At 37.0% G+C, this 25,596-nt stretch carries 25 protein-coding genes; 10 read left to right on the top strand and 15 right to left on the bottom strand.

Features of this window, described 5'->3' with window-relative positions:
- Nucleotides 1-46: 46 nt before the first annotated feature.
- Together fabG and ACQWU4_RS11980 are read right to left on the bottom strand one after the other, a co-directional pair.
- Nucleotides 47-778, bottom strand: a complete 732-nt coding sequence (gene fabG / locus ACQWU4_RS11985) for a 3-oxoacyl-ACP reductase FabG (RefSeq protein ID WP_429935991.1) — start codon at nucleotides 776-778, stop codon at nucleotides 47-49.
- A gap of 80 nt (nucleotides 779-858) precedes the next feature.
- On the bottom strand, nucleotides 859-2,379 hold the full coding sequence (locus ACQWU4_RS11980; RefSeq protein ID WP_429935990.1) for an HAL/PAL/TAL family ammonia-lyase: 1,521 nt from the start codon (nucleotides 2,377-2,379) through the stop codon (nucleotides 859-861).
- Nucleotides 2,380-2,476: 97 nt separating this feature from the next.
- Between ACQWU4_RS11980 and ACQWU4_RS11975 the strand changes: the two genes are divergently transcribed.
- Nucleotides 2,477-3,733, top strand: a complete 1,257-nt coding sequence (locus ACQWU4_RS11975; RefSeq protein WP_429935989.1) for an NAD(P)/FAD-dependent oxidoreductase — start codon at nucleotides 2,477-2,479, stop codon at nucleotides 3,731-3,733.
- Between the two features lie 37 nt (nucleotides 3,734-3,770).
- Here ACQWU4_RS11975 and ACQWU4_RS11970 read toward each other — a convergent pair whose 3' ends face one another.
- The 4 genes from ACQWU4_RS11970 to ACQWU4_RS11955 form a co-directional block, all read right to left on the bottom strand.
- Nucleotides 3,771-4,376: a hypothetical protein gene (locus ACQWU4_RS11970; RefSeq protein ID WP_429935988.1), complete on the bottom strand. Its 606-nt coding sequence runs from the start codon at nucleotides 4,374-4,376 to the stop codon at nucleotides 3,771-3,773.
- A 64-nt stretch (nucleotides 4,377-4,440) separates the two neighbouring features.
- A complete protein-coding gene (locus ACQWU4_RS11965) occupies nucleotides 4,441-5,043 on the bottom strand; it encodes a hypothetical protein (protein WP_429935987.1) in 603 nt (200 codons plus the stop codon).
- A 15-nt stretch (nucleotides 5,044-5,058) separates the two neighbouring features.
- Nucleotides 5,059-6,351, bottom strand: a complete 1,293-nt coding sequence (locus ACQWU4_RS11960; protein ID WP_429935986.1) for a phenylacetate--CoA ligase family protein — start codon at nucleotides 6,349-6,351, stop codon at nucleotides 5,059-5,061.
- A 104-nt stretch (nucleotides 6,352-6,455) separates the two neighbouring features.
- Nucleotides 6,456-8,144, bottom strand: a complete 1,689-nt coding sequence (locus ACQWU4_RS11955) for a M23 family metallopeptidase (RefSeq protein ID WP_429935985.1) — start codon at nucleotides 8,142-8,144, stop codon at nucleotides 6,456-6,458.
- 455 nt (nucleotides 8,145-8,599) lie between these two features.
- Between ACQWU4_RS11955 and ileS the strand changes: the two genes are divergently transcribed.
- The 7 genes from ileS to trpS all read left to right on the top strand — a co-directional run bounded on the left by ileS (nucleotide 8,600) and on the right by trpS (nucleotide 15,388).
- Nucleotides 8,600-11,989, top strand: a complete 3,390-nt coding sequence (gene ileS / locus ACQWU4_RS11950) for an isoleucine--tRNA ligase (RefSeq protein WP_429935984.1) — start codon at nucleotides 8,600-8,602, stop codon at nucleotides 11,987-11,989.
- A 59-nt stretch (nucleotides 11,990-12,048) separates the two neighbouring features.
- Nucleotides 12,049-12,429: a TraR/DksA family transcriptional regulator gene (locus tag ACQWU4_RS11945; protein ID WP_034726982.1), complete on the top strand. Its 381-nt coding sequence runs from the start codon at nucleotides 12,049-12,051 to the stop codon at nucleotides 12,427-12,429.
- Nucleotides 12,430-12,509: 80 nt separating this feature from the next.
- Nucleotides 12,510-12,755: a DUF6576 domain-containing protein gene (locus tag ACQWU4_RS11940; RefSeq protein WP_429935983.1), complete on the top strand. Its 246-nt coding sequence runs from the start codon at nucleotides 12,510-12,512 to the stop codon at nucleotides 12,753-12,755.
- 21 nt (nucleotides 12,756-12,776) lie between these two features.
- Nucleotides 12,777-12,962: a DUF2683 family protein gene (locus ACQWU4_RS11935; RefSeq protein WP_429935982.1), complete on the top strand. Its 186-nt coding sequence runs from the start codon at nucleotides 12,777-12,779 to the stop codon at nucleotides 12,960-12,962.
- Nucleotides 12,962-13,600 (top strand): lipoprotein signal peptidase, encoded by a 639-nt coding sequence (locus ACQWU4_RS11930; RefSeq protein ID WP_429935981.1) that lies wholly within the window; start codon nucleotides 12,962-12,964, stop codon nucleotides 13,598-13,600. Before ACQWU4_RS11935 ends, ACQWU4_RS11930 begins: the two co-directional genes overlap by 1 nt.
- Before the next feature lie 14 nt (nucleotides 13,601-13,614).
- Nucleotides 13,615-14,259, top strand: coding sequence for a SanA/YdcF family protein (locus ACQWU4_RS11925; protein WP_429935980.1), 645 nt, complete (start codon nucleotides 13,615-13,617; stop codon nucleotides 14,257-14,259).
- A 160-nt stretch (nucleotides 14,260-14,419) separates the two neighbouring features.
- Nucleotides 14,420-15,388 (top strand): tryptophan--tRNA ligase, encoded by a 969-nt coding sequence (gene trpS, locus ACQWU4_RS11920; protein WP_429935979.1) that lies wholly within the window; start codon nucleotides 14,420-14,422, stop codon nucleotides 15,386-15,388.
- Between the two features lie 3 nt (nucleotides 15,389-15,391).
- Here trpS and ACQWU4_RS11915 read toward each other — a convergent pair whose 3' ends face one another.
- The 9 genes from ACQWU4_RS11915 to ACQWU4_RS11875 all read right to left on the bottom strand — a co-directional run bounded on the left by ACQWU4_RS11915 (nucleotide 15,392) and on the right by ACQWU4_RS11875 (nucleotide 23,078).
- The gene (locus tag ACQWU4_RS11915) at nucleotides 15,392-16,684 is read right to left on the bottom strand and encodes a sensor histidine kinase (protein WP_429935978.1); all 1,293 of its coding nucleotides are present in this window, start codon (nucleotides 16,682-16,684) and stop codon (nucleotides 15,392-15,394) included.
- A complete protein-coding gene (locus tag ACQWU4_RS11910; RefSeq protein ID WP_429935977.1) occupies nucleotides 16,685-17,356 on the bottom strand; it encodes a response regulator transcription factor in 672 nt (223 codons plus the stop codon).
- Nucleotides 17,357-17,442: 86 nt separating this feature from the next.
- A complete protein-coding gene (locus tag ACQWU4_RS11905) occupies nucleotides 17,443-17,652 on the bottom strand; it encodes a hypothetical protein (RefSeq protein WP_429935976.1) in 210 nt (69 codons plus the stop codon).
- 38 nt (nucleotides 17,653-17,690) lie between these two features.
- Nucleotides 17,691-18,140, bottom strand: a complete 450-nt coding sequence (locus tag ACQWU4_RS11900) for a PepSY-like domain-containing protein (protein ID WP_429935975.1) — start codon at nucleotides 18,138-18,140, stop codon at nucleotides 17,691-17,693.
- A gap of 213 nt (nucleotides 18,141-18,353) precedes the next feature.
- On the bottom strand, nucleotides 18,354-19,049 hold the full coding sequence (locus ACQWU4_RS11895; protein WP_429935974.1) for a YjjG family noncanonical pyrimidine nucleotidase: 696 nt from the start codon (nucleotides 19,047-19,049) through the stop codon (nucleotides 18,354-18,356).
- Between the two features lie 205 nt (nucleotides 19,050-19,254).
- Nucleotides 19,255-19,845: an RNA polymerase sigma factor gene (locus ACQWU4_RS11890; protein WP_429935973.1), complete on the bottom strand. Its 591-nt coding sequence runs from the start codon at nucleotides 19,843-19,845 to the stop codon at nucleotides 19,255-19,257.
- A gap of 197 nt (nucleotides 19,846-20,042) precedes the next feature.
- Nucleotides 20,043-20,534: a hypothetical protein gene (locus ACQWU4_RS11885; protein WP_429935972.1), complete on the bottom strand. Its 492-nt coding sequence runs from the start codon at nucleotides 20,532-20,534 to the stop codon at nucleotides 20,043-20,045.
- 82 nt (nucleotides 20,535-20,616) lie between these two features.
- Complete coding sequence (metK, locus tag ACQWU4_RS11880) at nucleotides 20,617-21,897, bottom strand: methionine adenosyltransferase (RefSeq protein WP_429935971.1); 1,281 nt, start codon at nucleotides 21,895-21,897, stop codon at nucleotides 20,617-20,619.
- A 230-nt stretch (nucleotides 21,898-22,127) separates the two neighbouring features.
- The gene (locus ACQWU4_RS11875; RefSeq protein ID WP_429935970.1) at nucleotides 22,128-23,078 is read right to left on the bottom strand and encodes a LysR substrate-binding domain-containing protein; all 951 of its coding nucleotides are present in this window, start codon (nucleotides 23,076-23,078) and stop codon (nucleotides 22,128-22,130) included.
- A gap of 132 nt (nucleotides 23,079-23,210) precedes the next feature.
- Here ACQWU4_RS11875 and ACQWU4_RS11870 point away from each other — a divergent pair, with 132 nt between their 5' ends.
- Both ACQWU4_RS11870 and ACQWU4_RS11865 read left to right on the top strand, forming a co-directional pair.
- Nucleotides 23,211-24,698: a catalase gene (locus tag ACQWU4_RS11870; RefSeq protein ID WP_429935969.1), complete on the top strand. Its 1,488-nt coding sequence runs from the start codon at nucleotides 23,211-23,213 to the stop codon at nucleotides 24,696-24,698.
- A gap of 104 nt (nucleotides 24,699-24,802) precedes the next feature.
- Nucleotides 24,803-25,570, top strand: coding sequence for an enoyl-CoA hydratase-related protein (locus ACQWU4_RS11865; protein ID WP_429935968.1), 768 nt, complete (start codon nucleotides 24,803-24,805; stop codon nucleotides 25,568-25,570).
- The last annotated feature ends 26 nt before the right edge of the window (nucleotides 25,571-25,596 follow it).

The raw sequence follows: 25,596 nt of genomic DNA, 5'->3' as shown, positions 1-25,596 counted from the left end.
TTGAGATTTCAGCAACATTATTACATTGTTATATTGTTCATTATTTTTATGAGTAAATTCCTCCGTTAATGTTCACTACTTCACCTGTTATATAAGAAGCTTTCCTGGAAGCTAAAAATACAACCAGATCCGCCACTTCTTCTGCTTCTCCAAACCTATTGGCCGGGATCATTGCTTTCAGTTCGTCTTCATTAAAGCCTTCTGTCATATCTGTTCTGATAAATCCGGGAGCTACCGCGTTGACGGTAATATTTCTTTTGGCAACTTCCTGGGCTAGTGCTTTTGTTGCGCCTACCAAGGCTCCTTTTGCTGCAGAATAATTGGTTTGTCCTGCAGTTCCTTTTACCCCGGAAACAGAAACCATATTGATGATTCTTCCGTATTTATTGCGTAAAAGTTTCTGAATAAAGAAATTGGTAACGTTAAAGAAACCGTTCAGGCTTGTATTGATCACACTGTTCCAGTCTTCGCTCTGCATCCACATGAATAATCCGTCTCTTGTAATGCCGGCGTTGTTTACAATTACCTCAACTATAGCATCAGGATTTCTGTCCTGCCATTCGGTTAAAACGGCCTGGCTTTCCTCTGCATTTGCTACATCAAATTTAAGAATTTCTCCTGTAGCTCCCAATTCTTCTACTTTAGCTAAAGTTTCCTTTGCTGCCACTTCATTGGAAGTGTAGTTGATGAGTATATGGTAATTTTTTTCTTCTGCCAGTTTTATACAGACTGCTCTTCCGATTCCCCTTGAGCCGCCTGTTACAATTGCACATTTCATGTGTTAGTGTTTATTTTAGTTTTAGTTTTTTTTATTCTATTTTTATCCTTATCTGTATGACAGTTTATTATCACTGATAATTACATTGTCTTTAAATATTTCTTAACTTCCTCAAGGTATGGATACATTACCATATCATCAGAGAACGCCGGAATGATCTTTCTTATTTCGTCATACAGTTCTTTGGTAGAAGATGACACTTTATCCTGAAAACCAAGATATTCAACAGCCTGAATGATTGTAATGGCTTCAATAGCCAATACTTCAAATGCATTCTCGATCACTTTTCTGCAAATCACCGCAGCATTGGTTCCCATGCTTACAATATCCTGATTATCATTATTATTAGGTATACTGTGAACGTACATTGAGTTGGACAACATCTGGCTTTCTGCCGTAGTAGAAGTTGCCGTAAACTGAACGCCCTGCATTCCGAAATTGAAGCCTAATTTACCTAAATTTACGAAAGGCGGCAAAATTTCGTTGATCTTTGCATTTAAAAGGTAGTTCAACTGCCTTTCTGCCAACATCGTCAGCTTGGTAACAACGATTTTCAGCTTATCCATTTCCAATGAAATATAGTCTCCGTGGAAATTTCCGCCATGATATACATGTTTATCCTCCACATTAATAATCGGGTTGTCATTGGCTGAATTGATCTCATTTTCAAGAACTTTCTCAGTATATTCCAATGTATCCAAAACCGGACCTAAGATCTGGGGAACACATCTTAAGGAATAATATTCCTGAACTTTTTCCTTAAATACTTTTTCCTGCTCTTCAAAATGGGTATAAAGGTGGTCTTCTCTTTTTCTGATCAGTTTACTGTCTGATAAATGAGCACGCATTCTTTCAGCAACTTTCTGCTGACCATAATGTTTTTTTGTACCATTCAAAGCTTCTGACAGATGATCGTCATAAGCCTGAACAATCTCATTGATAGCACAGGAAAGCCTGATTGAAATATCGGTTAACTGATTTGCTTTGTAAGCGTTAACGATTCCTATTCCGGACATAACAGAAGTCCCGTTCATCAAAGCCAGACCTTCTCGGATCTCTACTTTAATCGGCTGCAATCCTTCGGTTTCAAAAACTTCTTTTGTGGCTTTTCTTTCACCTTTATAGAAAACTTCACCTTCTCCGATCAGAACCAAAGCAAGGTGGGCAAGCTGTACTAAATCGCCACTTGCGCCAACTCCTCCGTGCTCGAAAATCAATGGTGTAATATCTCTGTTGATCAATTCTTTAAGCAAATGAATAACAGACTGGTGAACTCCCGAATTTCCAAGCGAAAGTGTATTGAGTCTTGCCAGCATACAGGCTTTTACTTCCTGGGCAGGCAATGGGTTTCCGATTCCTGAAGAGTGGCTTCTGATCAGGTTATACTGGAGCTGATGGGTATCTTCATCACTAATCTTGAACTGAGCCATCGGTCCAAAACCGGTATTGACCCCGTATATTACTTTATTTTTCGAAAATTCCTTTAAAAACTGAAAACTTGCCTCTACTCTATCCAAAAGTGATTCGTTCAGTTCAATTTTCCCGTTCTCAATGATAATTTTTTGAAAATCCTTCAGTTCTAAAAAGTTGTTTATTTTCATCAATTAAAAGTAATAGTTGCTAATTTTGTAAAATATTAATTATTTGTCACTAATTTAGCGGCAAAGATAGAAGTTATTATTAAAATAAAAAATCAAGATGAGCAAAGAATTTGTTGATGTTCTTGTAATCGGCGCCGGGCCTTCCGGCTGCGTATCTTCTTCATACTTAAAGAAGAACAATGTCAACGTAAAGGTAGTCGAAAAAACAAAGTTCCCAAGACTGGTAGTTGGTGAAAGCTTAATCCCCAGAGTAATGGATCATTTTGATGAAGCCGGACTTTTTCCAGCTTTGGATAAAATGGGCTTTGAAAAAAAACTGGGGGCACGTTTTTTAAGAGGCGACGAGGTCTGCATTTTTGATTTCAGTGATAAATTCGGAGAGGGCTGGAACTGGACCTGGCAGGTTCCGAGGGCTGATTTTGATAATACGCTGGCTCAGGAAGTGATCAACAAAGGTATTGACCTTGAATTTGAAACAGAAGTTATTGATATTCAATTTAACGGTACAGATTCTATAACTACTGTAAAAAACAAGGATGGTGAAACAAAGGAGATCCATTCTAAATTTGTGATTGATTCCAGCGGCTACGGAAGAGTACTTCCAAGATTGCTTGATCTTGAAAAACCGTCAAAACTTTCTCCGCATTCTGCTATTTTCTCTCATGTAGAGGATATTAACAGAGAGGAGGGAGAAGAAGGCACTTTAATTTCTTTTGACATTATTGAAACTGAAGTATGGCTGTGGGTAATTCCTTTTTCCAACGGAAATACGAGTGTAGGAATTGTAGGCCCTACGGAATATATAGAAAAACTGTCTGAGAACGGTAATCCGACAGAGGCATTAAGGAAAGCTATTTCTCTCTCTGATTATTATGTACAACGTTTTGGTAATGTAGATTTTATTTTTGAACCAAGACATCTGAAAGATTATTCATGCTCGGTAAAGCAATTATTCGGGGATGGATATGCACTGACAGGAAATGCATCTGAGTTCCTTGATCCTGTTTTCTCTTCGGGAATGGCATTTGCTACAGAATCGGGAATGCTTGCTGCTAAACTGGCCTTAAGACAACTTAACGGTGAGAAAATTGACTGGCAGAAAGAATATACGGATTATATTCTTTACGGCGTAGATGTTTTCACGACTTATGTAAAGGAATGGTATACGGGAAATCTTCAGGAATTATTTTTCCACCAGCCTGAAAATCCTGACGTAAAGAAAAAGATCTGTGCGGTTTTAGCAGGATATGTCTGGAACAAGGAAAATCCTTTTGTGAAAAAACATGATACGGTTATTAAAAATCTTGCAAACCTCATCAAAATGGAAAAGCAGGAACAGCAAAAAGAATCATAAAAAAACGGTCTGAATATTTTTCAGACCGTTTTTGTTTTTATTTAGTTGCTTTTTTAATTTCTGCTCCGAGTTTTTTACCTGTAACTTCATAAGCTCCTGCAATCCTGCCATATTCCCACGCAAAATCCTTGTTCATCTTTTTCCCTTGAATTTTATCAGCCTGTAATCTCATGACCACATTGGAAGGGTTATCGGTTTCCACGAAGGTAAGGTCTGCAGTCAGTTTTGCCTCCTGTGAACCGATCATTCCACCATACCAGCCTGCATAGATCCATTTTGCGTCGATGATCAGTGTGTACTTGGCCTTAATATCATTTTTAAAGGTAATTTTTTTTGATTTGCTGTTTACTCCTTCAAAGAAATAATTCAGATATTCTGAATCTTTAAATTTTCCCCATTGATATTCCCAGTTCTGCCAAACCTTTTCATTTTTTTTAGCTGTAATATCTGCTTTTCTGTTTTCAATATACTGCGCTTCTGTAAAGTTTTTCTCCTGATAAACAGCTTTATCAAATTTTAACTGGACATTGACTTCTGTCTGGTCTTTTAAGAAATCAAAGTTTCCTGATTCAAAGTTGATTTGATTCTGAGCAAAAGCCACTGTTGTAATTGCCACAAACACTAGCAATAATAATTTTTTCATAGTTTATAATTTTTCTAAAAATTTGAAGTTTCAAATATATTATAAAAATAGTCCCAATAAATTATTATTTTTTTTCTTTATAATGATTTGCCTTTAAAGCTAACATTTTTGAAGTTTTTGCATAGCACTCAGCAATCCTGTCGTTATGGTTTGGAATTCCGATTACATTATCTCCGGTTGCCTCCACACCTTCTACAACCAGTAAAACATGATCCGGGTTATTGGTTTCTACAAAGGTCATTCTGGAATTCAATTTGGCAGGCTCATTAATAACCCCGCCAAACCAACCCTGGGAAATCCATGTAGGCTCTACAATAAGTGTATATTTTGTCTGTTCAATATTCGTGGCAGCTTTGATGTCAATATTTTTATTCCATGATGCTAAAAACTTATCCGGAAAACTTGTTTCTTTGGAGTACTCCCAATCTTTCCTCCATTTTTCAGCCTCTTCTTTACCGCCGGTTTGCTCAATATCGTCCATTCTGTCCTTCATATACTGTTCTTCACTGATTTTCTTTTTTGCAAAAGTGACTCCATCGAATTTAAAAACTACTTTAATAAATTTCTGGTCCTTCAGGAATCTGTAATCTCCGGAAACAACTCTTACTCTTTGCGCCATTAAGCCTGTGAAAAGAGTTATTAGAATGAGAAAAAATATTTTTTTCATAGTAATGCTGTGTCTTTATCTTAAATCTATAAATGTGATAGGTTTTCTGCTGTTCGGATTAAAAACCGTTTTGGAAAGGATATCAAAATCCACCACTTCAATCTTAGGACTTACCCTCAGTTTTGCACGGAAGTGATCACGTACTTCATTAACGAAGGTTTCATGCTCCTGTTCCGTACTCAGTTTGATGATAATTTCATCCAGGCCTATTTCATTGGACTGAATAACGATCTGATAGCATAAAATAGTATTGAAGTCATTTAAAATATCATTCATCGCAGGCGGATACAGCGTTGTTCCTTTATACTTGATCATCTGCTGTTTTCTCCCTACAACAGGCCCCAGTCTCATGGTATTCCTTCCGCAGCCGCATGATTCATAATGGGCTTTTACGATATCTCCTGTTTTAAAACGCAACAAAGGAATAGCCTCCACCCCTAAAGTAGTGATGGTTAATTCTCCGTTTTCCCCTTCTCCGACAGGACTTTCATCATCATCAAGAATTTCCGTGATAATAAGTTCCGGGTGATGATGACCACCGATCTGGAATTCACATTCCGTGAAGGCGGTACTCATTTCTGTAGAAGCGTAGGTTGAGAATAATTTAATATCCCATTTTTCCTTGATCTTCTGGGAAAGAATATTGTCTGTAAAATCCTGATTTTTGATACTTTCACCAATGCATACTGCTCCGTAAACACTGGATTTTTTATAATCTAATCCATGCTTTTCCGCATAATCTATCATTTTCAAAAGGAAAGACGGAACGGTAATTAAATATTTAGGCTTATATCTGAAAATAGAATCCCACTGCAGTTCGGGAATTCCGGGTCCCATTCTTACCACACTGGCTCCCATTTTCCTTAGTCCTAAAAAATAGGCAAGACCTGCCATAAATCTCTTATCAATTGTAGTAATCATCTGTACAACATCTCCTTTCTGAATACCTGCGCATGCAAAAGAAATGGCTTCGTTGTAAGCTAATCTTTCAAGGTCATTATCTGACAACCCGAAAGTTACCGGATCACCCAAAGTACCTGAAGTAGTACTGTAGTCTACAATTTTATCCTGCGGAATACAGAAAAAATCGTGATTGTATTGCTGAAGATCGTTCTTCGTTGTTGTCGGAATTTTTCGCAGATCTTCCAACGTACGGATATCTGCAGGATTGATATTGTTTTCTTTGAATAGCTTCTGATAAAAGGGCGAATAAGTTTCAAGATAAGCCAGCAGTTTCTGAAGTTTTTCCTCCTGAAACTTTTTTATTTCCTGAATATCTGATTTTTCGATGGCCGGATAGAATTCCAATGATTGTAATTTTTAAAAGACAAATGTATTAAATATTAAAATGTATTCTGTGTTTGTGCACTAATGTATTCACGTATTTATGATTCATATGCAAGCACATGATTTTATCTTTGAAAGGTGAAAGTTTGTGTGTTTATATTTCCCGCGGTATTGGCTGTGGTTACTTTTAAAGTATGCAAACCTGAGCCTTTGGGACATTTTTCATCAAAAGTATAGACAAAATCATCTTTTGTACGGGAAAAACGAAACCATTTTCCATCCAGCTCTGCACGGAATGAAACGATATCACCAATTTTGGTTGTTCCTTTCAGCCGTAAAGTACTGCTGTTTATAAGGGTTCCGTCTTTCCAGCCTGCAGAAACAGAAGGCAGATTTTGATCTATCAGCAGAACAGCTGTCCCGAGCCTGTTAAATTCCGTCTCTATCCAATCACCGCTCCACTTACCTTTGACAACGTCTTTATCACTTCCATAATCGAACAGGACAACTGCTTTTCCTTTTTCTTCATTGTTTAGCTTTCTGTTAGGCCTTATTTTTAAAGTGTAATTATCATGCACCGGGATATACGGATTTTGAAGAACAATGGTATTTGAGGCAGCATCTGCATTAGTACCTGATTTTTCAGTCATTTGAAAATTCGCAGCATCATACAGTGCATTTTTACTAAGATTAATTTCTGCATTTTCAGTAGTGATCGTTTTTCCTTCATTAGGCATGATTACTTTACCAGTAAATGGAACTTTATCTGAATTTTTATTTAAACGGACTTTTGTTGCCATCCGGCTTGTATTTCCGTTGACATCTTTTAAAACAATTTCAATATTGTGAGTCTCTTCATCCTGAAGTTTAACAATTCCGCTTAAATCAGACACACTGTAGTTATTCAGCTTCATTCCCGGCAAAGAAGATAAATGCTGAATGCTCATTTTATCTTTTGTAAATTTGGTATAATCTATACAGCCATTAATATAGCGGGTATCATCATAGCCTACTTTATCAATGGAAAAACCGTAAATCTGCTTGTCATCCATCCATAATTCTGCATGATAAATTCCAAGATTAAACCCTTGATTGGCTTTATCCACAGCCTTAACAGCAAAGCTTATTTCCGGTGAATTTACCTGAATAACATCCGTTGTGTAGATATTTCCTGCTTTTTTAACAGCAATGGTGTTTGCTCCTGGTTCGTAAGTACTGAAACGTCTGTCATACCAATAAAGTCCACTAATAGTCGGAACAACCTGGTCAGGAATATTAAAACCAAAAAGCAAAGGGTTGATGCATTCTTCAGTTTTTGTATCCCTTATCTCAAAATGTAAGTGCGGGCCTGCTGAACCTCCGGTATTCCCGCTCAAAGCGATAAGCTGTCCTTTTGTTACAGGAAACTGTCCGGGAGAGAAACTGATATCCTGTTCCCATTTTTCGTCTTTGTACTGTTTTTCTTTTACATATTTATCCAGTCCGTCGAAGTATTTATTGAGATGGGCATATACTGTGGTATAGCCATTAGGATGAGTAATATAAACTGCGTTTCCAAAACCATAGCGTTCCACTTTTATCCTGCTTACATAACCGTCTGCTGCAGCAACAACCGTTAAATTTTCCTGACTGTTGGTCCGCAGATCTAATCCCATATGAAAATGATTGGAACGGACAGCTCCAAAGTTAGCCGCCAGCTGCATTGGGATATTCAACGGATTCCGGAAATAATTCTGTGGATAATTATTCTGAGCTGATACTATGATACCGTTAAGGAAATAAACAACGAGGATTAATTTGCAGAAAATCTTCATACAGCATTTGATTTTAGGGTCTATTTAAATTTATGAAATTTTATAATATAATGGAATGGAAATCTGAACAGTCTGGAGTTACCTGAGAGAAAAGAATTCTCAACCACGGAGTACACAGATTTACACAGATGATTATGTAAAAAATATGCCATTGTTAAATAAAGGCTTTTATTTTAGGTTTTGGCTAAAGCCTGATGAATGTAGTTTTATTTTTAATTTTTCAGGTTGGTTAAAACCTACTTCTATCGAATGAAATAGTTGTGAAATACAATGCAAACCGTAAGAAAAAATTGACCTGTTCACCATTGACCATTCATCTCCCAGCCACATTCCGCATTTATATTTCTGAAATTGAAGTTTTTAATAGATATAACCTAAATAAAACATATATTATAAACCGACAAAAATCACTAAATTTGCAGACTTAATTAATCAACGATATTGAGATATTTACAATGAGCCAATTTAAAGAATACAAAAACCTCAACCTTATTGACGTAGCCGAAAATGTAGCGGAATTTTGGAAACAGAATAAAACGTTCAGTAAAAGTGTTGAGATCCGTGAGGGTAATCCCGAGTTTGTTTTTTATGAAGGTCCGCCTTCAGCAAACGGTATGCCCGGAATTCACCACGTTATGGCCAGAGCATTAAAGGATATTTTCTGTCGTTATCAGACCCAAAACGGAAAACAGGTTTTCCGTAAAGCGGGTTGGGATACACACGGACTTCCTGTGGAACTGGGCGTAGAAAAAGAATTAGGAATTACTAAAGAAGATATTGGCAAAAAAATCTCTATTGAAGACTACAACAAAGCCTGCCGTGAAGCGGTAATGCGATATACAGACGTATGGAATAACCTTACGGAAAAGATCGGATACTGGGTAGACCTTGAAGATCCTTACATCACCTATAAGTCAAAATATATGGAGACGGTTTGGTGGTTGTTAAAACAATTGTACGATAAAGAATTGCTGTACAAAGGTTACACCATACAGCCTTATTCTCCAAAAGCAGGAACAGGACTTTCTTCCCATGAGCTGAACCAGCCGGGAACATATCGTGATGTTTCGGATACAACAGTTGTGGCACAGTTCAAGGCGAAAAAAGAAACTTCCGACCTGTTTAATGATGTGGATGGTGACGTACATGTTTTAGCATGGACTACCACTCCATGGACATTACCTTCCAATACAGCTCTTGCCGTAGGAAGAGATATTGAGTATGTTTTGGTTAAAACATTCAACCAATATACGTTTGAGCCGATAACAATTGTTTTATCCAGAGTTCTCGTACCGAAAGTATTCGGTAAGAAATATGCAGAAGGAACAGACGAAGATTTTGCAAATTACACTGCAGAAAGCAAGGTTATCCCGTTCAAAGTAATCAAAGAATTCACCGGAGAAAAATTAGCCGGAACTCAATATGAGCAGCTGATCCCATGGTTTACGCCTGCTGAATCCCCTGAAAAAGCATTCAGAGTGATTATCGGGGATTTTGTAACCACTGAGGACGGTACAGGTATCGTTCACATCGCGCCTACATTTGGTGCAGATGATGCCAGAGTTGGAAAGGAAAATGGAATTCCGCCAATGTTGGTAAAAGATGGGAATGACAACCTTGTTCCTCTTGTGGACTTACAGGGTAAATTCATCAAAGGAGAAAATGTGCCTGATGTATTTTCAGGAAAATATATCAAGAACGAATATTATGATGACGGAACCGCTCCTGAAAAATCCTGGGATGTAGAACTGGCTATCGTTCTGAAAACAGAAAACAAAGCTTTCAAAGTAGAAAAATATGTTCACAGTTATCCACACTGCTGGAGAACTGACAAACCAGTATTGTACTATCCGTTGGATTCATGGTTTGTGAAAATGACGGCTGTAAAAGACAGACTGGTTAATTTAAACAAAGAAATCAACTGGAAACCAAAAGCTACCGGAGAAGGACGTTTTGCCAACTGGCTTGAAAATGTAAACGACTGGAATTTATCCCGTTCAAGATACTGGGGTATTCCGTTGCCAATCTGGAGAACGGAAGATCTTAAAGAAGAAAAGATCATAGGGTCTGTAGAAGAACTTTACAATGAGATTGAAAAATCTGTTGCTACAGGATTGATGAAAGAAAATCCGTTCAAAGGTTTTATAATCGGAAATATGTCTGAACAAAACTATGAACTGGTAGATCTTCACAAAAATGTAGTGGATAAAGTGGTTCTGGTTTCAGATTCAGGAAAAGCAATGAAGCGTGAAAGCGACCTTATCGACGTTTGGTTCGATTCAGGGTCTATGCCTTATGCTCAGCTGCATTATCCGTTTGAGAACAAGGAAATGATCGATAACAATAAAGCTTTTCCTGCAGATTTCATTGCAGAAGGAGTTGATCAGACACGCGGATGGTTCTATACGCTTCACGCGATTGGCACGGCAGTTTTTGATTCTGTTGCTTACAAAAATGTTATGAGTAATGGGCTTGTTCTGGATAAGAACGGTCAGAAAATGTCAAAACGTTTAGGAAATGCTGTAGATCCATTTGAAACACTTTCCGTATACGGACCGGATGCTACCAGATGGTATATGATCTCAAATGCAAATCCTTGGGAGAACCTGAAATTTGATATCGAAGGAATTGATGAGGTAAGAAGGAAATTCTTCGGAACACTTTACAATACCTATTCATTCTTTGCATTATATGCGAATGTAGACGGATTCAATTATTCTGAAAAAGAAGTGGAAAACCGTCCGGAAATTGACAGGTGGATCCTTTCTGAACTGAATCTTTTAATTAAAGAAGTAAAAGCATTCTACGAAGATTACGAACCGACAAGAGTAGCCAGAGCCATCAGCACATTTGTGAATGACAATCTGAGCAACTGGTATGTAAGGTTATGCAGAAGACGTTTCTGGAAAGGAGATTATTCTGATGACAAGATTTCTGCTTACCAGACTTTATATACCTGTCTTGAAACTGTTGCTAAATTATCCGCACCTATTGCTCCGTTCTTTATGGATCAATTGTATCAGGATTTAAATAAAGTAACAGGTAAAGAAAACTGTGAATCTGTACACTTAACGGATTTCCCTGTTGCTGACGAAAATCTGATCGATCAGGATCTTGTAGAAAAAACACACCTGGCGCAGAATATTACCAGCATGGTTTTCTCCCTGAGAAAGAAAGAAAACGTAAAAGTTCGTCAGCCATTGCAGAAAGTATTGGTTCCGGTACTGGATTCCAAAACAGAAGAGCAGATTCTGGCGGTTGCAGAGCTGATCAAACAGGAAGTGAACGTTAAAGAATTACAGTTGATCAATGCAGAAGAAGCATCACATCTGATTGTAAAACAGATCAAACCGAACTTCAAAGCTTTGGGTCCTAAATTGGGAAAAGATATGAAAACGGTAGGCGGAGCAATTGCTGACTTCAATGCAGAACAGATTGCCAGTCTTGAAAAAGAAGGAAAAATAGACATTCAGGGCTATGAGATCACGCTTGATGACGTGGAAATCTCTACAAAAGACATCCCGGGATGGACGGTAACTTCCGATGGAAAAACAACTGTGGCATTAGATTTGACGTTAACAGACGAGTTAAAATCTGAAGGTATTGCAAGAGAGTTCATCAACAGAATTCAGAACCTGCGAAAAGAGAAGGACTTTGAACTTACAGACAGAATTAAAATCTCCATTGAAGAAAATTCTCCTTTCCTTGAAGATGTAAGGAAAAATGAAGAATATATTTCATCCGAGGTCTTGTCAAATAAAATAGAAATTGTATCTTCACTTTCAAATTTTAACGAAATCGAAATAGATGAGGTTAATTTTAAGGTAAATGTTGAAAAAAATTAACATATAGTTAATGTATTTCAAAATCCATTTCATAATTTTATTAAAAAAGAGAAAAGAATATGTCAGACGAAAGAGTAAGATACAGCGATGCTGATTTACAGGAATTTAAGGCAATTATAAAAGAAAAAATAGAAAAAGCAGAAAGGGATCTTCAACTGATCAGAGAAAGTTTCATCAATGACCAGAATAATGGTACAGATGATACCTCTCCTACATTCAAAGCTTTTGAAGAAGGAGCCGAGACGCTGAGCAAAGAACAGAACTCTATTTTAGCAGGACGCCAGGAAAAATTCGTGCGTGATCTTAAAAATGCTTTGATCCGAATCGAAAATAAGACCTATGGTGTATGCAGAGTAACCGGAAAGCTGATTCCTAAGGAAAGACTTTTAGCTGTTCCTCACGCTACGCTGAGCATTGAAGCGAAAAACATGCAGAAATAAGCCGCAAGGTTTGTAAAAATAATATTGGGTTTATATCGTATTCAAGGATACTTTATAAACCTAATTTTTAATGTATACCCATGAGCGAAATATTAATTTTAACAATTATTGTGGCCGCAGTTTTATTGTTTTTCAACAGGGAGTGGATCAAAAACAGATTCTTTCCTGATCAGCATAAAAATTACACCATCGATGATCAGTTTAATTCCGATAAACGCGACAGGGAAAAAGAAATTGACAGACTTTTGAGTAAGATGGGCAAAAACGGCATCAGTGACCTGTCCGCAAAAGACAGAAAAAGACTTGATGAGCTGTCCAAAATGTAACAATATAAAACAGAAAAGAAAATGGAATCTATCATAGTACATCCTAAAAATCCTATGGAACTGAGTGCACTGAAAAGTGTGTTAAAGGAAATGAACATTAAATTTGAAAAGGCTCATACCAAAAACACTTTCCATACAGAAAAAGTAGCCAAGAAAATATATGATAAGAAGAATTCTGATAAACCGTCTAAACCAAAAGGATTGTAATGAAAAAGATCTTAGCTATAACATTTCTGGTATTGTTAATTGATCAGGCTTCCAAAATTTATATCAAAACCCATTTTAATCTGGATGACAGCGTCAATGTTTTTCCTGGTTTCAAACTTACTTTCGTAGAGAATCCGGGAATGGCTTATGGACTTCATTTCGGAGGAATTATCGGGAAATATTTCCTGGTGATCCTAAGACTCTTCCTGATCGGCGGAATGGTTTATATGTTCAAGAAATGGCTGCAGCAGGGAGCATCCAATTACCTTCTGATTCCGATGGCCGTTATTTTTGCCGGCGCTATCGGTAATCTTATTGACGGAATGTTTTACGGACTGATCTTCGACAGCGGAACAGTGTATGACCCAAGTATCGACAGATGGATCGGATATGGAGGAATTTCTAAATTTGTTCCTCCCGGACAGGGCTATTCTGCCTTTATGAAAGGCTGTGTGGTAGATATGCTTCACTTTCCTCTGGTAGACTGGTATGTTCCAGATAGCTGGCCTTTGATAGGAGGAAAACATATTGAGTTCTTTAAATACATCTTCAATGTGGCAGATTCAGCCATTACAGTAGGAGCTGCCTTATTATTAATATTCAGAAAAAAGGCTTTTCCTAACGGGCTTGAGTTTTAAAAACGGTATTCCGGATGAAAAAAGTAATTAAAAATATTTTTAAAATTTTCCTGCTTCTTCTTGTGGCAGGAATTATTTTTATAGCATGGGCCAACTACAGCATCAGAAAAGAAAGCAGCGCTTTTGTTTCCTACAAGATTTCTGATGTCCCGGAAACCAAAGTAGCCCTGCTTCTTGGAACCGGGAAAACATTAAGTAATGGAATGCCTAATGCTTATTTCTACAACAGGATTCAGGCAGCTATAGATTTATATAAAAGCGGAAAAATCAAATATATTATTGTAAGTGGAGACAACAGCAGTAAGGATTATAATGAACCGGAAGACATGCAGCTTACTTTAATGAAATACGGTATTCCAAAGGAAAGGATCATAATGGATCATGCCGGATTCCGCACACTGGATTCCGTTGTAAGAGCTAAAGAGATTTTCGGGCAGAATAAACTGGTCATCATTTCACAGAAATTTCACAATGAAAGAGCTGTTTTTCTGGCAAAAGAGAATGGCATGGAAGCTTTCGGATATAACGCCAATGACGTGAATAAATATGCCGGATTGAAGACAAATCTCAGAGAATATCTTGCAAAAGCAAAAGTATACTGGGATTTGCTTTTCGGAGTACAGCCGAAATTCGGAGGAGAAAAGATTATTATTCCTTAAATTTTCCTTGTTTGGTATATCATTAAGAAGATCAGTACATTTTTTTCAGCCAAAATTTCCCAGGATTTTATTTTTTACATAAACATCCGCGCAAATCTGTGTAATCTGTGGGAGATTAATTAAATTTGTAATTCATTAATTTTTTAAATAATTTAAACAAATGTCAAGAATTCTTACCGGCATACAAGCCACCGGAACCCCCCATCTTGGAAATCTCCTTGGGGCGATTATTCCTGCTATTGAACTTTCCAAACAGGAAGGAAATGAATCATTTTTATTTATTGCGAACCTTCATTCTTTAACGCAGATTAAAGATGCACAGGTTCTGAAACAGAATACCTACGAAATTGCTGCGGCTTGGCTTGCTTGTGGGCTGGATACGGAAAAAACATATTTTTACAGACAGAGTGATATCCCTGAAACCTGTGAACTTTCTTGGCATTTATCATGTTTTTTTCCTTACCAAAGATTAACACTTGCCCATTCATTCAAGGATAAGGCAGACAGGCTTCAGGATGTGAACGCCGGACTGTTTACCTATCCTATTCTGATGGCTGCAGATATCTTACTGTATGATGCAGAGATTGTTCCTGTAGGGAAAGATCAGCTTCAGCATCTGGAGATTGCCCGTGATGTGGCATCAAGGTTTAATAATCAGATGGGTGAAGTTTTGGTTTTACCTCAGGCTGAACTTCAGGAAGAAACAAAATATGTTCCCGGAACCGATGGCCGTAAAATGTCTAAATCAATGGGGAACATCATCAATATTTTCTTACCCGAAAAGGAACTGAAAAAGCAGGTAATGAGTGTGGAAACAGATTCAAAATCTCTGGAGGATCCAAAAGACCCTTCAACAGATAAGGTTTTTGCCATCTATGAGCTGATCGCTACTCCTGAGCAGACAGAAGAATTGAGAGCGAAATATCTGGCCGGAAACTTCGGCTATGGACACGCTAAAGCTGAACTTTTAAATCTTATCCTGACCCGTTTTGCTAAAGAAAGAGAATTGTTCACCTATTACATGAACAATCTGGATGAACTGGAAGCTAAACTTCAGGAAGGTGCTGCAAAAACAAGAGTTGTTGCCACAGAAACCATTAAAAGAGTAAGAGCAAGCTTAGGAATTTAAACATTAAGATAAATGAGCATTATTTTTGGAAAGGATAAAGTAATGCATGCCATCTTCGAAATTATAGACAATATCCCATCCGGGATATTGTTTTATTATGGTCTTAATGATAGACAGCCCCAAACCTGTAGAACTGTGATCTGAACCACTTTTGTAAAAACGGTTGAAGATCTGTGTTTCATCTAACGGAATATCGCGGCCACTATTCTGAAAAATCAGACGGTTGTCTTCTATAATAATATTAACAGTTCCTTCCTCTTTGTTGTACTTAACCGCATTTTTAAGCAGATTGGAAAGCAAAATATCTGCAAGATCCGGATTAAATTCTGCCCCAAAGAACCCTTTTTCAGTAATGCTGACATGAACTTTCTTAAATTCGATAAAGTCTTCGTAGCTTTTAACGAGTTCGGAAATTAATTCATTAAAATCAACTTTTGATGTTTTATTGAACTGGCTGTTCTCTATTTTGGAAAGCATGAGGAGGGATTTATTCAGTCCTGCCATCCTTCTCAGGTCTCCTTTTACTTCGGTAAGGAAATTCATATTTTTCCTGTCAAGATCATCATTCTGGATCATTAAATCAATCTTATTGATCACAATAGCCAGTGGTGTCTGAAGTTCATGGGATGCATTTTCAATGAACTGTTTCTGCTGATGAAAAACAAGTTCATTACGCTCAATCATTTCCTCGATCTCTATGTTGAGTTCTTCAAATTCTTTGATGGAATAATTCTGCGGTTCCTGTGAGGATGCAATCCCGAACTGATATTTTTTAAGCTTATCTAAAATAGTATAAAAAGGGCGCATCGCTTTATTCAGCAGATAACCGTTAACAGCAACAATACTGATCACAAGCAAAATATACAATACAATTAAAGCCGTGGTCAGGTCATATACCAATTCATCCTGTTCAACAGTAGATGTCCTTATTTCGAGTCTTTGACGTTTCCCGAACTGATCTATAAAATCGGTCTCTAGAACCCGGTAAGGCTGGTCCTGATCGTCGTATTCCATATAGAACATCTTATTATAAAGTCTGTTCTTATCTTTGTAATCGGATTCTGAAATGGGTTTGATCTTGAATTCATTAAATCCGAAATCTTTACTGTTTAATAGCTTCGGATCGTAATATACTGCTTTAATGATCTGTATCTTCCTGTCTTTCAATCCATCATCTACATTATCATACACTTCATCCAGAATGTAGGCATAAAAGAGCGCTGCCCAGACTGCGATAATCAGCAGCAGGATAACGATCATATATTTGATAGTATAGTATTTTAACGAAACTTTCATCTAAACAAATTTATAGCCGATTCCGTAAACAGCCTGGAAATCAGCTTCTGCATTGAGGCTTTTCAGTTTTTTACGAAGATTTTTTATTTGTGAATAGATAAAATCCAGACTGTCTGCCTGATCAATGTAATCTCCCCAAATAGCTTCAGCCAAAGTTGTTTTCTGTAATGTTTTTTCCGGGTGGATCACAAAATAATACAGGAGGTCATATTCCTTACGGTTAAGAACAAGATCTTCATTACCCACTTTAACAGTTCTGTTTTCCGGATCAATGCTGATATTCTTATAGGTAATTGTATTTTCCCCATCCTGATTTTTTCTTCTGATCACAGACCGGATTCTCGCCATAAGCTCAGCAAGATGGAATGGCTTTGCCAGATAATCGTCCGCTCCTATTTCAAGCCCGGCAACCTTGTCATCTACAGAATCCTTAGCAGAGAGAATGATCACAGGATCTTTTTTATGAAGCTTTTTAATCTCTTTCAGCAGCTCAATACCGTTTCCGTCCGGCAGCATAATATCCAGAAGAATACAGTCGTACTCATACGAAATAATCTTTTCCAGACCGGCATTATATGTAAGTGCGAACTCTACAATAAAATGCTCTGCTTCCAGAAAAGTCTGTACCGTATCTTTCAATTCCGGTTCATCTTCTATGATTAATATCTTCATTTACAGTATTAACTTCTATCAAATATATGAAAATAGGCAGGAAAGGAGGAAGATAATCATTCTCATCTTCCACCATTCCGCTTTTTTTAGTTTGTTTTTACATACCTCCCGTCTGCATCAAAGGTAAGGCACAGACCACTCATCAGATATACTTTATAAGCACTGTATTTCTTTTCAATCGAATCTACCACGCTGCACGGATAATGTCTGGTTAAAAAAGAAACCATACTTTTTCTTACACTCTGGGAAGGTTTATTTCCTTCTCTGTTACTAATTATATTCCAGTTGACCATCATATTAAGATTTAAGGTGTTTATGTATATTTTAATCCGGATTAATCATCAATCCTTTTGAAGTTACCGTTTCTGTCAAATTCAAGATCCAGTCCGTTGGAAAGCTCAGCTTTATATGACCATCTTTCTTTTTCTATCTTAACGATATATGTATTCGGGAAATTTTTGGCTGAATAATTCCTGATAGAAGCAGGTATAAAACCATAAGGCAGCTTCTGATGTTTCCCGTCTATTTCTTTCCAGTTGCCGCTGCTGTCAAATTCCACCTTCATCCCGTTTGCAAGATAAGCCTGGTATTCGGCAACCCCATAAATCTCTCTGTCTTCGATGGCAGATCCTATGGTGATACCTTTAAAGTGAGTAGCAAGGAAATTTTTGGCTGTTTTTGGCAGCTGATTGGCATTGATCGCTCTGTCCTGAGCAAAGATAAATCCTCCTGTCAGTAAGAAAATCAAAACAAACGCTCCGGTGATTTTTCTGAAATTTTTCATAATGCTAAATTTTTTCTGTCTTTATTATGGAGCAAAGTTCAGAATCAATTTAGGAAAGAATTAGGAACAAATAGAATAATGAAAAATATAAACCATTAAGATTAGATGAATTAATAATATTAAGAAGGAACTTTCCTGAAAAAATCTTTGATTCTTATCTTAAATTAAACTTAACTGCTTATTTAATCTTAATGGTTCAAGAAATTGTATATTTTATAAATATTCTTTAATCTGCAGAAGGTGTGTAATTACTTTTAAGCCTTCTTCCTGCTTATTTTCTTTGTAAACATCAAAGAAGATCACATCTATTCCAAAGTTTTGGGCACCTACAACATCCGCAATCCAGTCGTCACCAATCAGGATGCTTTCTTCCTTAGTAGCTTCTGCAAGTCCTAAAGAGTATTCAAATATCTTTGGATTGGGTTTTCTAACCCCTACGGAATCAGCGCTGGTAATGGTTTTAAAATATTTATCTATTCCCGACAATATACATTTTCTCTCTGTCACCTCCTGAAAACCGTTGGAAATAACGTGTAATGTATAATGTTTGGATTTAAGATATTCCAGAATATAAGCTGCTCCTTCTACCAACTCGTTGTGGTTAAGGATTTTATCCAGAAAATGCTCTTCAAAATATTGGGAAAGCTCTTCATCATCAACCCCGAAATGTTTGAAAGTATCATAGAAACGGTGTTTTCTCAGGTATTCTTTGCCGATAATCCCATCTCTTATCTTCTCCCAAAGCCCCTCATTCACCTCATGATATACAGAATGAAAGCTTTCAAAGTCAATATTATAATGTAAAGTGATTTCCTGTTTTTCAAAAAGATCTTTAATGGTAAGGTAAGCGTTCTTACGGTGATCCCAAAGCGTATTGTCAAGGTCAAAAAAAATGTGCTGAATTTTCATACAGCACAAAATTAATAATTTTAATTTTTGGAAATCGGGAAACTCTTGCTCTTGGTTTTTACCAGTTCAAGACTTTTTGAGTAATTCAGTAAAAAATCAATTGTTTGTTTCTTAGGTTTCAAAGTTTTCACTTTTAAGGAATCATTTTTTTTCATAGGCAAAAAGTATGTTTTCCTTTAAACGTGAATTTTCTGAAATTATTATCCTAACGTGTCAATACAATATTATTTTCGTCCATGATTTTTCTCAGGTTAATCAGTGCATAACGCACTCTGCCCAGGGTGGTATTGATACTCATATTGGTATGATCTGCAATTTCCTTGAAGCTAAGCCCGTCAAAAAATCTCAACTTAATGACTTCCTGCTGGTTCTGTGGCAAAAACTGGAGCATTCTCAGCAAATCTTCCTGAATCTGCATTGTTACAAGCTGATCTTCAATATTTTCCGATGGTTCCCTGATCAGATCAAAAATAGAATATTCATCCGTCTCAAAAGTGGTTTCTGAAACTTTCACATTTTTCGCTTTCAGTCTGAAATGATCAATGATAAGATTGTGTGCAATTCTTTTTGCCCAAAGGATAAATTTTCCTTCTTCATTATACCTTCCTTCTTTCAGCATCAGGATGATCTTCATGAATGTATCCTGGAAAACATCATTGGCCAGATCTTCATCATTAATTTTGTAAAAAATGAATGTAAACAGTTCTCTCTGATGACGATGAATAAGGGCTGATAAGGCTTCTTCGTCTCCTTTCTGGTAAAGGGAAATTAGTAGGCTGTCCGTTTTTGATTTCATAACTCTTCTCAATAATAAAAAATTTGCAGACCAGCAATTCTCCAGATATTCTATCTGGCCCTAGCTGTAAATACAAAACAGTTTTTTAGAGTAAAGTAAAATCAATAGGCGGTACATTTATTATGTGGTGTAAATATAATAATTTTTTAATAACTGTTAACCTATTATTAAATTTTTACTGGAAAATTTAAAAAAAATCACTTAAACATATCATGAATAAAGACAGTAGGGATATTTAATGTTAAATTAACATTTAATCCTTTTAACTCTTTTCCGTTCAAACGTGCGTCTCCAATGGGAAAAGCATAGCCTCCTGTAAGATCTAAAAGCCCAAAAAGAGTAACTCCTATTTTCGGTGCGATATATTTATTGGTTCCTTCAACTCCTGCCAAAAAATAATAGGAGTGGTAAAAATCCACATTTTTCTCAAAATTAAGAAGCACATCTGCCTGAAGTTTTGGCATGATTGCAAATTTGGAGTTTGTGACCCCCATTAAAGCAGATCCACCCAGTCTGTATATCACATCATCATTCTTCAGAAAAAGCAGTTTTCCTCCCAATTCTCCAAAGCTCTGGTTCTGGTAAGTATATCCCACAGTGACCATTTTATGCATAGTATACTGTGCTTTTGCCATTACACTCAGGAAAAATATGGTAAGTACGGTAAGTGCCGATCTAAAATTCATCATCTCTAATTATTTAAGGTGTAAAATTAAAAAAAACTGCCTTATCCGAAGATAAAGCAGCCTATTTATTATTTCTGAAGAGAAATTAAATACCGAAAGCGGCTTTAATTTCGTCTACTTTGTCAAGTTTTTCCCAGGTAAAGAACTCAAGGCCTGTAAGGGTAATTTCATTTTTCTGACCTTTATTAAATGTTTTGTCAGCTGTATAATGCTCTTTCCCCATATGTCCGTAAGAAGCCGTTTCCTGGTAGATAGGGTTTCTCAATTTTAAGTTCTGCTCAATAGCATAAGGTCTTAAATCGAAGATGGTAGAAACTTTTTTAGCGATATCACCATCGTGAAGATCAACTTTTGCAGTTCCGTAAGTATTGATATATAAACCACATGGCTCAGCAACACCGATCGCGTAAGAAACCTGTACCAAAACCTCGTCAGCGACTCCTGCGGCTACTAAGTTTTTAGCAATGTGTCTCGTAGCGTAAGCAGCACTTCTGTCCACTTTTGAAGGGTCTTTTCCTGAGAAAGCGCCACCTCCGTGAGCACCTTTACCTCCGTAAGTATCTACGATGATTTTTCTTCCTGTAAGACCCGTATCTCCGTGAGGACCTCCAATCACAAATTTACCTGTAGGATTGATGTGATATTTGATCTGATCGTTGAATAGCGCCTTGATCTCTTCAGATTGTTGAGCAACTACTCTTGGAACAAGGATATTTCTGATATCTTCACGGATCTTGTTCAGCATTTCTTCTTCAGTTCCGAAATCATCATGCTGTGTAGAAACTACAATAGAATCGATTCTTACCGGCTTATGATCATCAGAATACTCGATAGTAACCTGGCTTTTTGCATCCGGACGAAGGTAAGCAATCTCGTTTCCTTCTCTTCTCAATGCAGAAAGTTCTTTTAGAATGGTGTGGGCAAGATCCAGAGCAAGCGGCATATAATTAGCCGTTTCATTTGTTGCATAACCGAACATCATCCCCTGGTCACCGGCACCCTGTGCATTGGCTTTAGCTTCAAAAGATTCGTCGTTTACTGCTCTGTCAACTCCCTGGTTGATATCCGGAGACTGTTCATGAATTGCTGAAATCACTCCGCAAGAATCTCCATTGAACATGTATTCTCCTTTAGTGTACCCGATTCCGTTAATAACATCTCTTGCAATAGTCTGAACATCAAGATATGCATCAGATTTCACTTCTCCGGCCAGCACTACCTGCCCTGTTGTTACAAGGGTTTCACATGCTACCTTAGAGCTCTTATCATACGCTAAAAAGTGGTCGATTAATGCATCGGAGATCTGATCGGCAATTTTATCCGGATGTCCTTCTGAAACTGATTCAGATGTAAATAAATAAGACATATTATTCTTTGTTTTTTAGATTTAAAAATATGTGAAGAAAAATAAGAATAATTGCCCGAAAAGAATACTGTTTTAGCATTTTTTTAGAGAGGTTGCAATCAGGTCAAATTTTTCCTCGTTAATAAACGTCCGCAAATTTAAGTACTATTTTTTTAATACTCAAAAATTTTGCTTACTAATTATAATTTTCTTAGAATTAATGATTTATATCACTTTACAGTCTTCTTCGTTCACTGTGGTTTGATACTCACAAATTCCTTTGGATTTGCATGATAATTAAGCTTAAGCTCTAAAGAATTTTTGATGGAATGAGATAACTCATCAATGATTTTCTGCTTAAAGGTCGGCTTATAATAGATGATACTGATCTCTCTATAAGGGAAAGGCTTTTTGAATCTGAAAACATTTTCCTTCTGTTCATCCGAAAGCTGGCTTAATGCCAATTCCGGAAGAATACTGATTCCTCCTACTTTATCTACCATATGTACCAAAGTCTGGATATTGGATGCTAAGAAATCTAAATTCTTAGGCTTTAAAGTATTTTCTTTTAAATGGCAGATATTTTCAAATTGATTTCTCAAACAGTTCCCTTCCTCAAGAAGCCAGACTTTTTCCACATTCAGCTCTTCAGGAATAATGTAAGAATTCTTTTTATTGGCCTCCGTATTGGAGCTGTAGATCATCAGTTCTTCATTGAAAAGGAAATCCTGGTAAAATTCATCAGCAGAATCATATGGTGTGGAAATAATTCCTGCATCCAGTTCACCTGCTTTTAAAGCTTTGACAATATTATCAGTAGTCATTTCTTTTACATTCATCTGGATTTTCGGATTATCCTCCAAAAATTTAAAGATTTCTGTCGGCAAAATGAAAGAAGAAACAGTAGGAATGATTCCTAAGTTGATGGTTCCGCCCAGAATATTATTCAAAAGATTGGCTTTATTCTTCAGCTCATTGACAGATTCTATAATTACCTTGGCCTGATCAATAATTTGAAGCCCCACATCTGTAGTACGGATCGGGTGGGTTGTTCTGTCGAATACCTTCACATCCAGTTCATCCTCAAATTTTTGTATCATCGCACTTAACGTAGGTTGCGTAATAAAGCATGCCTGAGCCGCTTTACCAAAATGTTTGTACTTATCTACAGCGATAAGATACTCCAGTTGCTGAATGTTCATCTGATTAATATTATCTATTACAAAGATAAAATGTTTTTGCCATTTGTAATCAAAAATTCAAGTAAATTTGATATTTAATACGTCTGCATAAGACAGTTTACAAGGGAAATCAACCATACAAATCATAACTATATGGATTCTAAAAAATTAACGCTAAGCAATGGCGCTCCTTATTTTGAACATCAGGACTCACAAACTGTGGGACCCAGAGGGCCAGTTCTTCTGCAAGATTTTATCCTTCAGGAAAACCTTGCGCACTTTGTCAGGGAAAGAATCCCTGAAAGAATTGTCCATGCCAAAGGAAGCGGGGCATACGGAACATTTACCGTAACACATGACATTAGTAAATATACAAAAGCCAAATTATTTTCAAAGGTCGGAAACTCATGCAAAATGTTTGCCCGGTTTTCTACCGTAGGTGGAGAAAAAGGAAGTGCAGATACAGCAAGGGACCCGAGAGGTTTTGCTTTAAAATTTTATACAGAAGACGGAAACTGGGACCTGGTAGGAAACAATACTCCTGTATTCTTTATCAAGGATGCTAAAAAATTCCCGGACTTTATCCACACTCAGAAAAGAGTTCCGAAAACCAATTTAAAAAGTGCTACGATGATGTGGGATTTCTGGAGCCATAATCCTGAATCACTTCATCAGGTCCTTATTTTAATGTCAGACAGAGGAACTCCGTATGGCTACAGGCATATGCACGGATTTGGATCTCATACTTTCGCAATGATTAATGATCAAAATGAAAGAGTATGGGTAAAATTCCATTTTAAAACAAAACAGGGAATCAAAAACTTCACTGATGCTGAAGCTGTAAAAATGGCCGGAGAAAATCCGGATTTTGCACAGGAAGACCTCTGCAATGCTATCGAAAACGGAGACTTTCCGAAATGGACCTTATATATTCAGGTAATGACGGAAGAACAGGCAAAAGATTTCAGATGGAATCCTTTTGATGTTACCAAAGTGTGGTTTCACGATGATTATCCAATGATTGAAGTAGGAGAAATGGAGCTGAATGAAGTTCCTGCCAATTATTTTGCTCATGTAGAACAATCTGCCTTTTCACCAAGCAGTCTTATTAACGGAATAAGTTTTTCTCCGGATAAAATGCTTCAGGGAAGATTATTCTCATATCCTGATGCCCACAGATACAGAGTCGGAGTAAATGCACATCAGCTTGAAGTGAACCGCTGTCCTTTTGCTGTCAATAATTATCAAAGGGATGGCTTTATGGCAGATTCAAGTGAATATCAGGATAAGCCGAATTATTATCCAAACAGTTTTGATGATATCAAACCTGATCCTGCATATAAAAATTATGATTATGAACTGGACAGCGCCCATGTTGCCAGCTACAACAGGAACGAAAATGATGATGATCATTACACCCAACCCGGATTGTTGTATACAAAATCTATGACTGCCGAAGATAGAGAGCACCTAATCAGCAACATCGTGGGAAGCATGAAAGGAATTACCGGACCGAAAAAAGATGAGATCATCAACCGCCAGTTATGTCACTTTTTCAGGACAAATATTGAGCTTGGCATGAAAGTGGCTTCTCAGCTTAATATCAATATTGATGCAAATATGATGAATCACTCGAAATAGTATTTTGAAGGATTCATCAATTAAAAGGAAAAAAAACTAATATTTTTTCCTTTTTTTTGTAAAAAATTCATAATTTGCAAAAAATAATATTTTATAGTGGAAAAATGAGTTACGAAAATATATTATTAGAGAAGGAAGAGAAATTAGCGGTTGTTACGATAAACAGACCTCAAAGCTTAAATGCTCTAAATGCGAAAACGATTCAGGAACTGAGCTCAGTAATGGATGAACTTAATGCCGATGACTCCTGCAGGGTAGTTATTATTACAGGAAGCGGTGAAAAATCATTCGTAGCTGGAGCTGATATAAAAGAATTCAGTGATTTTGGACAGGAAAAAGCCGAAGAACTGGCCAGAAACGGGCATAATACCCTGTTCAACAAAATTGAAAATACATCTAAACCTGTTATTGCAGCCGTTAACGGTTTTGCATTAGGAGGAGGTTTAGAGCTTGCCATGGCATGCCACATCAGATATGCATCAGAGAATGCAAGACTGGGGCTTCCGGAAGTTACACTGGGATTAATTCCTGGTTACGGAGGGACACAAAGACTTCCTAAACTTGTAGGAAAAGGCATCGCCAACGAAATGATCTTCTCTGCCAAAATGATTTCTGCCCAAAAAGCAAAAGAAATCGGATTGGTAAATGAAGTATACCCTATTGAAGAATTATTAACCAAAACAAAAGAATTAGCGAGTATCATAGCCAGCAACTCACCAATGGCTATATCAAAGGCAATACAGGCCGTAAACTTATCGGACACGGATAAAGGTTTTGAATCCGAAATCAAGTATTTCGGGGAACTTTTTGAACTGAACGACAAAAAAGAAGGAGTTACAGCTTTTTTAGAGAAAAGAAAGCCCAACTTCTAGATTTTTAATCCAAATTATTTCGAAAA

The sequence above is a fragment of the Chryseobacterium sp. MIQD13 genome, from assembly GCF_050496705.1.
Lineage (GTDB): Bacteria > Bacteroidota > Bacteroidia > Flavobacteriales > Weeksellaceae > Chryseobacterium.
Note: the sequence above shows the minus strand (reverse complement) of the source record. Positions and strands in the feature narration are given on the sequence as shown.